10 protein-coding genes are annotated in these 12,657 nt (G+C 67.7%); 9 read left to right on the top strand and 1 reads right to left on the bottom strand.

What is annotated here, in order from left to right:
* Positions 1-86 precede the first annotated feature (86 nt).
* The 3 genes from AC1DKV_RS26695 (at position 87) to AC1DKV_RS26685 (ending at position 3,570) form a co-directional block, all read left to right on the top strand.
* The gene (locus tag AC1DKV_RS26695; RefSeq protein ID WP_441643597.1) at positions 87-1,073 is read left to right on the top strand and encodes a Bug family tripartite tricarboxylate transporter substrate binding protein; all 987 of its coding nucleotides are present in this window, start codon (positions 87-89) and stop codon (positions 1,071-1,073) included.
* Between the two features lie 28 nt (positions 1,074-1,101).
* Positions 1,102-1,884, top strand: a complete 783-nt coding sequence (locus AC1DKV_RS26690) for an enoyl-CoA hydratase/isomerase family protein (RefSeq protein WP_441618687.1) — start codon at positions 1,102-1,104, stop codon at positions 1,882-1,884.
* A gap of 132 nt (positions 1,885-2,016) precedes the next feature.
* Positions 2,017-3,570, top strand: coding sequence for a malonate--CoA ligase (locus tag AC1DKV_RS26685; protein ID WP_441618728.1), 1,554 nt, complete (start codon positions 2,017-2,019; stop codon positions 3,568-3,570).
* A 1,225-nt stretch (positions 3,571-4,795) separates the two neighbouring features.
* Here the strand turns inward: AC1DKV_RS26685 and AC1DKV_RS26680 are convergent.
* Positions 4,796-5,602 (bottom strand): LytTR family DNA-binding domain-containing protein, encoded by an 807-nt coding sequence (locus tag AC1DKV_RS26680; RefSeq protein WP_441623225.1) that lies wholly within the window; start codon positions 5,600-5,602, stop codon positions 4,796-4,798.
* Positions 5,603-5,877: 275 nt separating this feature from the next.
* Here AC1DKV_RS26680 and AC1DKV_RS26675 point away from each other — a divergent pair, with 275 nt between their 5' ends.
* The 6 genes from AC1DKV_RS26675 to AC1DKV_RS26650 all read left to right on the top strand — a co-directional run bounded on the left by AC1DKV_RS26675 (position 5,878) and on the right by AC1DKV_RS26650 (position 12,635).
* Complete coding sequence (locus tag AC1DKV_RS26675; protein ID WP_441623223.1) at positions 5,878-6,744, top strand: FAD binding domain-containing protein; 867 nt, start codon at positions 5,878-5,880, stop codon at positions 6,742-6,744.
* Between the two features lie 49 nt (positions 6,745-6,793).
* Entirely contained in the window at positions 6,794-7,315 is a 522-nt protein-coding gene (locus tag AC1DKV_RS26670; RefSeq protein ID WP_441623221.1) for a (2Fe-2S)-binding protein, read from the top strand.
* 85 nt (positions 7,316-7,400) lie between these two features.
* On the top strand, positions 7,401-9,812 hold the full coding sequence (locus tag AC1DKV_RS26665) for an aerobic carbon-monoxide dehydrogenase large subunit (RefSeq protein WP_441623219.1): 2,412 nt from the start codon (positions 7,401-7,403) through the stop codon (positions 9,810-9,812).
* Positions 9,813-9,864: 52 nt separating this feature from the next.
* Positions 9,865-10,530: an SRPBCC family protein gene (locus AC1DKV_RS26660; RefSeq protein ID WP_441623217.1), complete on the top strand. Its 666-nt coding sequence runs from the start codon at positions 9,865-9,867 to the stop codon at positions 10,528-10,530.
* A gap of 15 nt (positions 10,531-10,545) precedes the next feature.
* Entirely contained in the window at positions 10,546-11,439 is an 894-nt protein-coding gene (locus tag AC1DKV_RS26655) for an AAA family ATPase (RefSeq protein ID WP_441623215.1), read from the top strand.
* Positions 11,433-12,635 carry a vWA domain-containing protein gene (locus AC1DKV_RS26650; RefSeq protein ID WP_441623213.1) on the top strand — a complete coding sequence of 401 codons (1,203 nt, stop codon included), beginning with the start codon at positions 11,433-11,435 and terminating at the stop codon, positions 12,633-12,635. Before AC1DKV_RS26655 ends, AC1DKV_RS26650 begins: the two co-directional genes overlap by 7 nt.
* Positions 12,636-12,657: the final 22 nt, after the last annotated feature.

Below are 12,657 nucleotides of genomic sequence, written 5' to 3'. Positions count from 1 at the left end.
TTCGTCGGGCCATCCAGCACTTCCCCGCAGTTTTTCGCAGTTCTATCGTTTGACTTTCCGCAGCAGAAGAGAGAGGAGACAGAGCAATGAATCGTCGTCAGTTCCAACTGGCAGGGCTGGCCTGCGCACTGGGCGCGAGCCTTGGCGTGGCCGCGTCCGCGGCGCAGGCCGATACCTGGCCGTCCAAGCCGATCACCGTGATCGTGCCTTTCCCGGCCGGCGGCGGCACCGATGCCTTCGCCCGCCCGCTGACCGCGCAGCTCTCCAAGCAGCTGGGCAAGCAGTTCGTGATCGACAACCGGGGCGGCGCCGGCGGCACGGTGGGCGCGAGCATCGCGGCGAAGGCCGCGCCGGACGGCTACACGGTCTTCATCGGCGGCGCCCATCATGCGATCGCGCCGTCCTTCTACAAGAAGCTCGACTACGACATCGAGAAGGACTTCATTCCCGTCACGGTGATCGCGCAGCCGCCGCAGGTGGTGGTGGTGAACCCGACCAAGGTCTCGGCCAACACGCTGGGCGAACTGATCGCCGACGCCAAGAAGAATCCCGGCAAGCTCAACTACGGCTCGGCCGGCAACGGCTCCTCCCACCACCTGGCGGGCGAGCTGTTCAAGCTGCAGACCAAGACCTTCATCACGCATATTCCCTACAAGGGAGCGGGCCCGGCCTTGTCGGACCTGATCGCCGGCCAGGTCGACCTGGTGTTCGACGGCCTGGGCTCGTCGGCCCAGCATATCCGCGCCGGCCGCATCAAGGCGCTGGCGGTCGCATCGAACAAGCGCTCGGCCGCCTTCCCCAACGTGCCGACCGCCGCCGAAGCCGGCGTGCCCAACTACGATGTCTCCACCTGGTACGCGATCTGGGTGCCCAAGGGTACGCCGAAGGACATCGTCGACAGGCTCTACGCCGAAGTGGAGAAGGCGCTCAACACGCCCGAGATGAAGCAGATCTGGCTGGCCAACGGCTCCGATACGCCGGCCTACACGCAGGAACAGTTTGCCCAGTTCCAGCGCGCCGAGATCAAGCGCTGGGCCCAGGTGGTGCAGCAGTCCGGCGCCAAGATCGACTGATGGGGACGGCGATGGCTGGAGCACGGGCATGAGCGGCACGGTGGAGTTCACGCGCGACGGCGATGTCGCCACCGTCACGCTGGCGAACGCAGGCAAGCTCAATGCGATCTCGGTAGCGATGTGGCGCGCGCTGGCGCAGGGTTTCGCGGGCCTGTCGGCGGACGACTCGGTGCGCTGCGTGGTGGTGCGCGGCGCGCACGGCAACTTTGCCGCCGGCGCCGACATTGCCGAGTTTCCGCAGGAGCGCGGCGATGCCGCCGCGCTGCGCCGCTATCACGTGGAGGTGATCGCGCCGGCGCTGGCCGCCATCGCGGGCTGCGTCCATCCCACGGTGGCGATGATCGAAGGGGTTTGCGTGGGCGGCGGACTGGAGATCGCCTGCCACTGCGACCTGCGCATCGCCGCCGACGACAGCCGTTTCGGCGTGCCCATCAACCGGCTCGGTTTTCCGATGGCGCCGGGCGAACTGACCGGCCTGCTGGCGCTGGCCGGCCGCGCGACGACCCTGGAGATCCTGCTCGAAGGGCGGGTGTTCGATGCCGCCGAGGCACGCGAGAAAGGCTTGCTTACGCGCGTGGTGCCGGCTGCCGCGCTGGCCGGGGAAGTGACGGCAACGGCCGCGCGCATCGCCGCCGGCGCGCCGCTGGCCGCGCGCATCAACAAGGAGAGCATCCGGCGCCTCGCGCCCGCCCCGGCGCCGCTGGGCCCGCAGGAGCTGGAAGCGCACTTTCGCTATGGCGACAGCGCCGACCACGCCGAAGGCGTGGCCGCTTTCCTGGCCCGCCGCGCGCCGCGCTTTACCGGGCACTAGCCGCGGCTCTATCATGGCCGGCTGTTGATTTCCCCATTCATCTTGCTTCATTGATCTTTCGAGCTATCGGCCCTGGCCCTCGGCTATCGATTGCCAATGTTATTGACGATCCCGTTCTACATCTTCCGCAACATGAACGCTAACCTGTTCGCCCTGTTCGAATCCCGCTTCCCGGCGGACCGCAGCGCCTGCTGCATCGAAACCCACGATGGCCTCTACTACAGCTGGGACGATCTCGATCGCGCCACCGCCAAGCTGGCCAACCTGCTGACCTCGCTCAAGCTGCCCGAGGGTGCGCGCGTGGCGGTGCAAGTGGAAAAATCGCCCGAGGCGCTGTTCCTGTACCTCGCCACGCTGCGCGCCGGCTATGTCTACCTGCCCCTCAACACCGCCTACCAGGAAGCCGAGATCGACTACTTCATCGGCAACGCCGAGCCGGCGGTGGTGGTGTGCAGCAGCGCCAACTTCGGCTGGGTTTCCAAGGTTGCGTTCCGCCACGGCACCAGGCATGTGTTCACGCTGGACGATGACCGCTCGGGCTCGCTGCTGGCGCGTGCCGCCGCCAAGCCGGACACCTTTGGCACGGTGGCGCGCGGTGCCGACGATCTCGCCGCCATCCTGTACACCTCGGGCACCACGGGCCGCAGCAAGGGGGCCATGCTCACGCACGGCAACCTCGCATCGAACGCGAAGACGCTGCACGAATACTGGGGCTGGCGCAGCGACGACGTGCTGCTGCACATGCTGCCGATCTTCCACGTGCACGGCCTGTTCGTGGCCTCGCACGGCGCGCTGCTGGCCGGCGCCAAGATGATCTGGGCGCCCAGGCTCGACATGGCGCAGGTGCTGAAATTCCTGCCGCGCTCGACGGTGATGATGGGCGTGCCCACGTACTACGTGCGCATGCTGCAGGAGCCGCGCTTCGACGACGACACCTGCCGCCGCATGCGCCTGTTCGTATCCGGCTCGGCGCCGCTGCTGATGGAAACCTTCGATGCCTTCCGCGAGCGCACCGGCCATACCATCCTGGAGCGCTATGGCATGAGCGAGACGGTGATGCTGGTCTCCAATCCGTACGAGGCGGATGGCGGCGAGCGCATCGGCGGCACCGTCGGCAAGCCGCTGCCTGGCGTCGAGGTGCGCGTGTTCGACGGCGAGGGCAAGCCCTGCGCGTCCGGCGAGATCGGCAATGTGGAAGTGCGCGGCCCGAACGTGTTCAAGGGCTACTGGCGCATGCCCGAGAAGACCAGGGAAGAATTCACCGCCGACGGCTGGTTCAAGACCGGCGACGTGGGCCGCTTCGGCGGCGCCATCGCCGGCCAGGCCGGCGAGCGCAAGGTGCCCGAGGACTACCTGACCATCGTCGGCCGCAGCAAGGACCTCATCATCTCCGGCGGCTACAACGTCTACCCGAAGGAGATCGAGAGCTTCATCGACGAAATGCCCGGCGTGGCGGAGAGCGCCGTGATCGGCGTGCCGCACGCGGATTTCGGCGAGGCCGTGGTGGCCGTGGTGGTGGGCAAGCCCGGCTCGGCGCTGGATGAGTCCAGCCTGATCGGCTCGCTCAAGGGACGCATCGCGAATTTCAAGGTGCCCAAGCGGGTGCACCTCGTCGATGAACTGCCGCGCAATACGATGGGGAAGGTGCAGAAGAATTTGTTGCGGGTGCAGTTTGGGGGGGGTTAAGGGGGTGCTTTTGGCTTCGTTCTCGGACGTCTGTGGGCCTGGCGGCTTGGGCTCGATTGGCCATTCAGAGGCGTGAGAGTGTGCTCGCGGCTGTGGGCCTAGCGGCGCGGGCTTGGTAGCCCGTTCGCACACATGTAAGTGTCACTTTTCTTTTCTCGAAAAGAAAAGTAACCAAAAGAAAGCGACTCTTGCAGAGGGCTGGGCGCTCAGACTTCTCGTCTGAGGCTGGTTTCGTGGTGGGTCTCGTGGCTTCGGCTGGACTGCTGGCGCTACCGGCGCTGGCCGCGGTGCCATCCCGAAGGTGGCCGTTTCACGTTACGGCTCCATGGTGGCCGAGGCCCAGGTAGTTCAAGCTGCTGCCGCTACCGGCTTGGGCGGCCACGGAGTAGCACCCTCGTGTTTTCGTGGTGGGCGCGGTGGACCGGGGCGCGGGTGTGCTGGGTTACTTCTCAAGCCGGTGCCATTGGGCCCGCTACCGGCGCTGGCCGCGGTGCCAACCCGGATGTGGCCGTTTCACGTTACGGCTCCATGATGGCCGAGGCCCAGGCCCAGGCCATTCAAGCTGCTGCCGCTACCGGCTCGGGCGGCCCCGACATGGCACCCTCGTGTTTTCGTGGTGGGCGCGGTGGACCGGTACGCAAATGTGCCGGCTCACTTCTGAAGCTGGCGCTATTAGGCACGAGCTATGAGGCACCGAGCTCAAGCAGGGGCCACCGCGCCCACCACGAAACCAGCGCCGTTGCCATGACGTGCCCATCCACCCCGGTCGCGGCAGCAGCCTGAACCACCTGGGCTATCGCCATCATGCAGCGCCACCACGAATCGGACACCACCCGCGATGCCGCAGGCGAGCAAACCGGCAGCGTCAGCAGCCCAGCCGAAGCCAACGCGCCCACCACGAAACCACCATCCCCCATAAAGTCTGAGCGCCCAGCCTTCTGCAAGAATCGCTTTCTTTTGGTTACTTTTCTTTTCGAGAAAAGAAAAGTGACACTTACATGTGTGCGAACGGGCTACCAAGCCCGCGCCGCTAGGCCCACAGTCCCAGGCGTACCCTGAATGCACACAAAAATCCAAAGAGGCCCAAGCCGCTAGGCCCACAGACTCAGGCGCACCCTGAATGCACACAAAAAATCCAAAGAGGCCCAAGCCGCTAGGCCCACAGACTCAGGCGCACCCTGAATGCACACAAAAATCCAAAGAGGCCAAGGCCAAGAGCCCACCCCTAAGCCACCCCCAACCTCTCCCTCAACTCCGCGATCTTCGTCCGGCTCACCGGTACCGGCGTGCGCTGGGCGTCGGCCATGACGAGTTGTATGCGCTCCTCCGATCGCACCACTTCCACCGCATGCGCCAGGCTGACGATATGGCTGCGGTGCACGCGCAGGTAGACGCTGTCGTCGAGCCGTGACTCGAGGTCGGTCAGCGAGAGGTTGGACAGGTAGTGCTCGTCCTTGGTCACGATGGTCGTGTAGTGGCCGTCGCCCTGGAAGCGGACGATGTCCTTCAGGTCCACCAGGATCACGCGGTTCTTCCGGTACACCGGGATCTTGAACAGCCGCCGGGGCGAGGCGGCGCTGCCGGCCGAAGCTGTCTGGTGCGGCTCGGTGGTGATGTCGGTGACGTCGTAGAAGATCATGCAGGTGCCGCATACACCGCTCGTGTCCGTCATCTTGGACACCTTGATGAGCAGCACCCGGTCGGGGATATTGATCATCATGGCCAGCGGCGGCGGGGACTTCACCGGGCAGCCGCTGGCGTCTTCGGACTGCAGCAGGAAGCGCAGCTTCTCGCGGCTTTTCTCCGGGTGCAACTGGACCACGTCGATGCCGATCAGCCGGTCCTGGCTGACGCCCAGCGACTGCTCGCTGGCCGGACCGAGGATCTGCAGCGCGACGTCATTGAAGGCGGTGACGCGGCCTTGCGCGTCGAGCCAGACGATGCCGGGATTGAACTGCTCCAGCTTGTGCTGGAACGTCTCGCTGCGGCGCGCCTCCGGCGGTGGCGTGGTGAACGGCGCAAGGCGGTCCATTGCTTGTCTCCAGGTCTGACGTCGGGCCATCGCGCGCCTGCGCGGCATTTCAGTTGTATGCCTCTGCCGTGGTTCGTGCAAGTTTCCCGGCGTTTGGCGCAGCACAGCCTTGCGTTCGGGAAGCCACATTGCTTTGCTGCGCTGCATTATGAAATGCTTCAGGAAACACAGCGATCCGCGCACGCCGCCGGACCGGCGCACATGGCGATGCCCATGCCGGCGCACATGCGGCGCACATGCCGGTGCACGTGGCCGCGCAAGCCAAGGAGACCAGCGTGATCCCTCGCCCCTTTGAATACCATGCGCCCAGGACCCTGCCTGAAGCGGTAGCGCTGCTGGAAGAATACGGCGACGGCGCCAAGCTGCTTGCGGGCGGGCACAGCCTGCTGCCGATGATGAAGCTGCGCTTCGCCGAGCCGGCCCACCTGATCGACCTGGGCAAGGTCGAAGGCCTGAAGGGCATCCGCGAGGAAGGCGGCGAGCTCCGCATCGGCGCGATGACCACCGAGAACGAGTTGATCTGGTCGCCCCTGCTGCAGGAAAAATGCCCCTTGCTGGTCGAGGGCGCGCGCCTGATCTCGGACCCGCAGGTGCGCTACCGCGGCACCATCGGCGGCGACATCTCGCACGGCGATCCCGGCAATGACCATCCGGCGCTGATGATGGCGCTGGACGCCTCCTTCGTGCTGGCCGGCAAGCTGGCCGAGCGCGTGGTGCCGGCAGACGGCTTCTTTCTCGGCACCTACATGACGCTGCTCGACCCGGGCGAAATCCTGACCGAGATCCGCATCCCGGTACCGGTGCAGGGAACGGGCTATTGCTACGCCAAGCTCAAGCGCAAGTCCGGCGATTTCGCCACCGCCGCCGCGGCGGTGATGCTGCGCCTGCGCGGCGAAACCGTGGAGGACGTGCGCATCGCGTTGACCAACGTCGCGCCCACGGCGATCCGCGCCAGCGATGCCGAGCAGAGCCTGCGCGGCAAGCCGCTCGACGATGCGGCCATCGCCGAGGCAGCGCGCCTGGCGATGGCGGTGTGCGACCCGGCCGAGGACCTGCGCGGCGACGCCGCGTACAAGACGGCCATGGCGGGCGAGATGACGCAGCGCGCGCTGCGCGTCGCTTATTCGCGGGCGGCGCACTGAGCGCCATATCCATTGTCGAACCCATTGCAGGCCCCAGCGGAGACCGGACATGATCAAGAAAGTGATGGTGTCGTTCAAGCTCAACGGCAAGGACACGGATGTGGTGGCGGAGCCGCGCGAACTGCTCATCCACACGCTGCGCGAGCGATGCCTGCACACCGGTCCGCATATCGGCTGCGAGACCTCGCACTGCGGCGCCTGCACGGTGGACATGGACGGCATGTCGGTCAAGTCCTGCACGGTGCTCACGGTGCAGGCCGAGGGTGCCCAGGTGCTGACGGTCGAGGGCCTGGCGCAGGGCGGCGAGCTGCATGCGTTGCAGGAAGCCTTCATGCAGGAGCATGCGCTGCAGTGCGGCTTCTGTACGCCCGGCATGCTGATGCGCGCGTACCGCCTCCTGCAGGAAAACCCCGACCCGAACGAAGACGAGATCCGCTACTGGATGGCCGGCAACCTGTGCCGCTGCACGGGTTACCAGAACATCGTGAAAGCGGTGCAGTATGCCGCCCGCAAGCTGCGCGGAGAAGCGGTCCAGACCTCGCATCCCTTGATGGACGAGGCAACGCACTAAACGCGGTCGCAAGGACGGGAAGAGGGCAACGCCGGGCGTGGACCGGTCCCGCCCGGAGGCTCAAGCAGACGCACGGAGACGCACCATGGGAACGATGACCGCCGAAGCCGAGCGCCTCGCCGCGCTGGAGGGCATGGGCTGTTCGCGCAAGCGCCGCGAAGACCCGCGCTTCCTGCAGGGCAAGGGCACCTATGTCGATGACATCAAGATGCCGGGCATGCTGTTCGGGGCGATGGTGCGCAGCCCCTACGCGCACGCCCGCGTGAAGAAGATCGACAAGTCGCGCGCGCTGGCGCTGCCCGGCGTGCACGCGGTGCTGACCGCCGACGACCTCAAGCCGCTCAAGCTGCACTGGATGCCGACGCTGGCCGGCGACGTGCAGGCGGTGCTGGCCGACGAGAAGGTCTGCTTCCAGAACCAGGAGGTGGCCTTCGTGGTCGCCGACGACCGCTACGTGGCGGCCGACGCCGCCGAGCTGGTGGAGGTGGAGTACGAGGAACTGCCGGCGCTGGTGGACCCGCACCAGGCCCTGGCGCCGGATGCGCCGGTGATCCGCGAGGACATTCGCGACAAGCAGGTGGGCGCGCATGGCGCGCGCCGGCATCCCAACCATATCTTCAACTGGAAGATCGGCGACAAGGACAAGACCGACCGCGCCTTCGACAATGCCGAGGTCACGGTGACGCAGGACATGGTGTATCCGCGCGTGCATCCGTGCCCGCTGGAGACCTGCGGCTGCGTGGCGTCCTACGACAAGGTGCGCGGTGACCTGACGGTGTACATCACCTCGCAGGCGCCGCACGTGGTGCGCACGGTGGTGGGCATGCTGTCGGCGATTCCCGAGTCGAAGATCCGCATTGTCTCGCCGGACATCGGCGGCGGCTTCGGCAACAAGGTGGGCGTGTATCCCGGTTACGTGGTGTCGATCGTGGCGTCGATCGTGCTGGGCCGGCCGGTGAAGTGGATCGAGTCGCGCGCCGAGAACCTCAGCAGCACGGCGTTCGCGCGCGACTATCACATGAAGGGCGAACTGGCCGCCGACCGCGACGGGCGCATCAAGGCGCTGCGCGTGAACGTGGTCGCCGACCACGGCGCCTTCGACGCCTGCGCCGATCCGACCAAGTGGCCGGCCGGCATGTTCCATGTGTGCACCGGCTCGTACGCCATTCCCAACGCCTTCGTCTCGGTCGACGGCGTCTACACCAACAAGTTTCCGGGCGGCGTGGCCTATCGCTGCTCGTTCCGCGTGACCGAGGCGGTGTACCTGATCGAGCGCATGATCGATGTGCTGGCGCTCAAGCTCGGCATGGACAAGACGGAGCTGCGGCTGCGCAACTTCATCCGCAAGGACCAGTTCCCGTATCTCACGCCGCTCGGGCTCGAATACGACTCCGGCGACTACGAGCCCGCGCTGCGCAAGGTGCTGGCCGCGGTGGACTATCCCGCGCTGCGCGCCGAGCAGGACGCGCGCCGCGCGGATCCCAAGGCCGAGTGGCTGATGGGCATCGGCGTGTGCACCTTTACCGAGGTCGTCGGCGCGGGGCCGTCCAAGGCTTGCGACATCCTCGGCATCGGCATGTTCGATTCCTGCGAGATCCGCGTGCATCCGGACGGCTCGGCCATCGCCCGCATGGGCACCATCACGCAGGGGCAGGGCCACCAGACCACCTATGCGCAGATCATCGCGTCGGAGGCCGGCATCCCGGCCTCGGTGATCCAGGTGGAGGAGGGCGATACGTCCACCGCGCCCTACGGGCTCGGCACCTATGGCTCGCGTTCCACGCCGGTGGCCGGCGCGGCGGTGGCGCGCGCGGCGCGCAAGATCCGCGAGAAGGCCCGGCTGATCGCCGCGCACCTGTTCGAGGCCGGCCCGGACGATGTGGAGTTCGACCTCGACCGCTTCGTCCTCAAGGGCTCGCCGGGCAAGTTCAAGACCCTGAAGGAGGTGGCCTGGGCCGCCTACAACAATGTGCCCGAAGGCATGGAGATGGGGCTGGAGGCGGTGGACTACTACGATCCGCCCAACTTCACCTTCCCGTTCGGCGCCTACCTGTGCGTGCTCGACATCAACCGCTATTCGGGCGAGACGCGCGTGCGCCGCTTCTATGCGCTGGACGATTGCGGCACGCGCATCAACCCGATGATCATCGAAGGGCAGATCCACGGCGGCCTGACCGAAGGCTTCGCGGTGGCGATGGGCCAGGAGATGCCCTACGACGAGGCCGGCAACCTGCTCGGCGCCACGCTGATGGACTACTTCGTGCCGACCTCGCTCGAGACGCCGCACTGGGACACCGACTTCACCGTCACGCCGTCGCCGCATCACCCGATCGGCGCCAAGGGCGTGGCCGAATCGCCGCACGTCGGCTCGATCCCGTGCTTTACCTCGGCCATGGTCGACGCCTTCGCCCACCTCGGGGTCACGCACATGAACATGCCCCACAACGCCTACCGCGTCTGGCAGCAATGCCGCGCGCTGGGCCTGGCGCAGCGCTGAAGCCCGGCCCGCCAACGCGCGCCGTGGCGCGCACGCATGCGAGGACAAGCAGATGAAAGTCGTGCTCGAAAAGGTCTTCCCGCTGGCATCCACGGCCGATGCCGCCTGGCAGTCGCTGCAGGACATCGAGGCGGTGGCCGGCTGCATGCCGGGCGCCACCATCACCGGGCGCGTGGACGACACGCACTACAAGGGCACCATCGTCGTGCGGCTCGGGCCGGCCACGATGTCGTTCAAGGGCGATATCGAAGTGCTGGGCCTGGACCCGGCGGCGCGCAGCCTGCACCTGGCGGGCAAGGGCGCGGACTCGACCGGGACTTCCGGCGCGTCGATGGACCTGCTGGCGACGGTGCGGCCCGGCGCTGGCGCGGCCTGCGAGCTGGCAGGCAGGAGCGAGGTGGCGATGAGCGGCAAGGCGGCCGCTTTCGGCGGGCGCATGATGAACACCGTGGCCGACCAGATCCTCAAGCAGTTCGCGGCCAACTTCGCTGCGCTGGTGGAGGCGCGGCAGGCACAGGTGGCCCCGGAGGTGGCGGGGGGCGCGGCCGAAGCCGACGCCGACGCCGCGCAGCCGGTGTCCAGTCGCGCGCCGGTGCCACCACTGGCCGCTGCTGCTGCGGCGCCGCCGCCGCCGCGCGCCGAACTCAACGGGCTGGCGCTGGCGTGGGCGGTGCTGCGCGACTGGTTGCGCGGGATCTTCTCGCGCAAGGCTGCCTGAGCCAGGGGTGATGCCATGCCTGTCGACCGCATGCCTGACGTGGCCGCGCTGCAACAGCGCCTGGCGCAGCACGGCTATATCGCCGAGCGCAGCTTCGCCGCCACCATGCTGCTGACCATGGAGATGCGCCGTCCGCTGCTGCTCGAGGGCGAAGCCGGGGTTGGCAAGACCGAGGTGGCCAAGACGCTGGCGCGGCTGCTCGACACGCGCCTGATCCGCCTGCAGTGCTACGAGGGGCTGGACGCGCATTCGGCGCTCTACGAGTGGAACTACCAGCACCAGCTGCTGGCGATCAAGCTGCTGGAGCATGACCAGCGCTCCGTGGCCGACAAGGAGCAGGACATTTTCTCCGAACGCTATCTGCTCAAGCGCCCACTGCTCGAGGCCATCACCGCCACGCCGGCGCCGGTGCTGCTGATCGACGAGATCGACCGCACCGACGAAGCGTTCGAGGCCTACCTGCTGGAGCTGCTGTCGGATTTCCAGATGTCGATCCCGGAGCTGGGCGTGATCCGCGCGACCGAGCGGCCCTACGTGGTGCTCACCTCCAACGGCACGCGCGAGATATCGGACGCGCTGCGCCGCCGTTGCCTCTACCAGTACGTGGACTATCCGAGCTTCGACAAGGAACTGATGATCGTGCGCATGCAGGTGCCGGACGTGCCGGAGGCGCTGGCGCGGCAGATCGTCGAGTTCGTGCAGGCAGTGCGCCAGATGGACATGCAGAAGCGCCCCGGGCTGGCCGAGACGCTGGACTGGGCCTCTGCGCTGCTGCGCCTGGGCGTGAGCGCGCTCGATGCCGACGGCGCCGAGCGGATCATGGATTCGCTGTCCGCGCTGGTGAAGACGCGCGCGGACCTGGCCGGGCTGGCGCGCCCGGTCGTCGAGAAGCTGGCGGCCTCATGCTGACCGCGTTGCCCGGCGCCGCGCAGGGCGCGCTCCCGCAGGACCTCGCCGATAGGCTGGTGTCGCGCTACACCGGCTTCGCGGGGTGGCTGCGCGCCAATGGCTTCCGCGTGGCCGGCCCGGACATGGCCGCCGCCATGGACGTGGCGCGCCGCATGGGGCAGCTCGACAGCGAGCTGCTGCGCTGGAGCCTGCGCGCGCTGCTGTGCTCGCGTGCCGAGGAGTGGCGGCGCTTCGACACGCTGTTCGATGCCTACTTCCAGCGGCCCAACCGCCGCGCGCTGGTGCAGGCGCAGACCGGCGGCGCCGGGCGTATCGAGCCGCGGCGCGAGGCCGGCCTGGGCGACGACAGCGAAGGCACCGCGCTGGCATCGGCCGGTGCCGACGCAGACATGGCGCAGGCGGAGGGCAGCGCGGCGGCGCGCGGCGCCAGCGCGGAGGCCTCGCTGGTGCACGCGGATTTCCGCCATCTCAACCAGCCCGACGCGCTGTTCGCCATCGACGACGCGATCCGGCGCTTCGCGCAGCGGCTGCGCGGCCTGCAGACGCGCCGCGAACGCAGCGCGATGTCGGGCCGCACCATCGACCTGGCCACCACCATCCGGCGCAGCGTGTCGCGCGGCGGCCTGCCGCTGGAACTGGCGTGGCGGCAGCGCCGGCGGCAGCGGCCGCGCATCGTGCTGCTGCTGGATGTGAGCCGCTCGATGAGCCTGTACAGCTTTTTCTTCCTGCGCCTGGCGCGCGTGCTGAGCGCGCGCCTGGCCGACGTGCACTGCTTCATCTTCCACACCACGCTGGAAAACGTGGGGCAGGCGCTGCGCGATCCCGACCCATGGCGCTCGCAGGAGCGCCTGGCGCTGTTGTCGGCCGGCTGGGCCGGCGGCACGCGTATCGGTGAAAGCCTCGAGGCGTTCTACCGCCGGCACGGGGCGGCCCTGCTGCATTCGCGCACGGCGGTGGTGATCGTCAGTGACGGCTACGACGCGGGGCCGCCCGGGCTGCTGCAGGAGGCCTTGCACAAGATGCGGCGGCGCTGCCGCAGGCTGGTCTGGCTTAACCCGCTGGTTGGCCAGGCGGGCTTTACGCCAGCGAGCGCCGGCATGTCGGCGGCACTGCCGTACGTCGACCTGCTGGCAGGCGCGCGCGACCTGGCGAGCCTGCAGCAGGTGCTGCCCCAGGTCTTGTCGGTACTGCAATGAACGACGCCATGGATCACGCCAT

It is taken from the genome of Cupriavidus sp. 05T41 (assembly GCF_056396525.1).
Note: the sequence above shows the minus strand (reverse complement) of the source record. Positions and strands in the feature narration are given on the sequence as shown.

Bases quoted from the DNA above. Each gene is read 5' to 3' on its own strand.
- AC1DKV_RS26665 (WP_441623219.1), top strand. From the start codon at position 7,401: ATGGGAACGATGACCGCCGAAGCCGAGCGCCTCGCCGCGCTGGAGGGC.
- AC1DKV_RS26690 (WP_441618687.1), top strand. From the start codon at position 1,102: ATGAGCGGCACGGTGGAGTTCACGCGCGACGGCGATGTCGCCACCGTC.
- AC1DKV_RS26685 (WP_441618728.1), top strand. From the start codon at position 2,017: ATGAACGCTAACCTGTTCGCCCTGTTCGAATCCCGCTTCCCGGCGGAC.
- AC1DKV_RS26655 (WP_441623215.1), top strand. From the start codon at position 10,546: ATGCCTGTCGACCGCATGCCTGACGTGGCCGCGCTGCAACAGCGCCTG.
- AC1DKV_RS26650 (WP_441623213.1), top strand. From the start codon at position 11,433: ATGCTGACCGCGTTGCCCGGCGCCGCGCAGGGCGCGCTCCCGCAGGAC.
- AC1DKV_RS26695 (WP_441643597.1), top strand. From the start codon at position 87: ATGAATCGTCGTCAGTTCCAACTGGCAGGGCTGGCCTGCGCACTGGGC.
- AC1DKV_RS26680 (WP_441623225.1), bottom strand. From the start codon at position 5,602: ATGGACCGCCTTGCGCCGTTCACCACGCCACCGCCGGAGGCGCGCCGC.
- AC1DKV_RS26660 (WP_441623217.1), top strand. From the start codon at position 9,865: ATGAAAGTCGTGCTCGAAAAGGTCTTCCCGCTGGCATCCACGGCCGAT.
- AC1DKV_RS26670 (WP_441623221.1), top strand. From the start codon at position 6,794: ATGATCAAGAAAGTGATGGTGTCGTTCAAGCTCAACGGCAAGGACACG.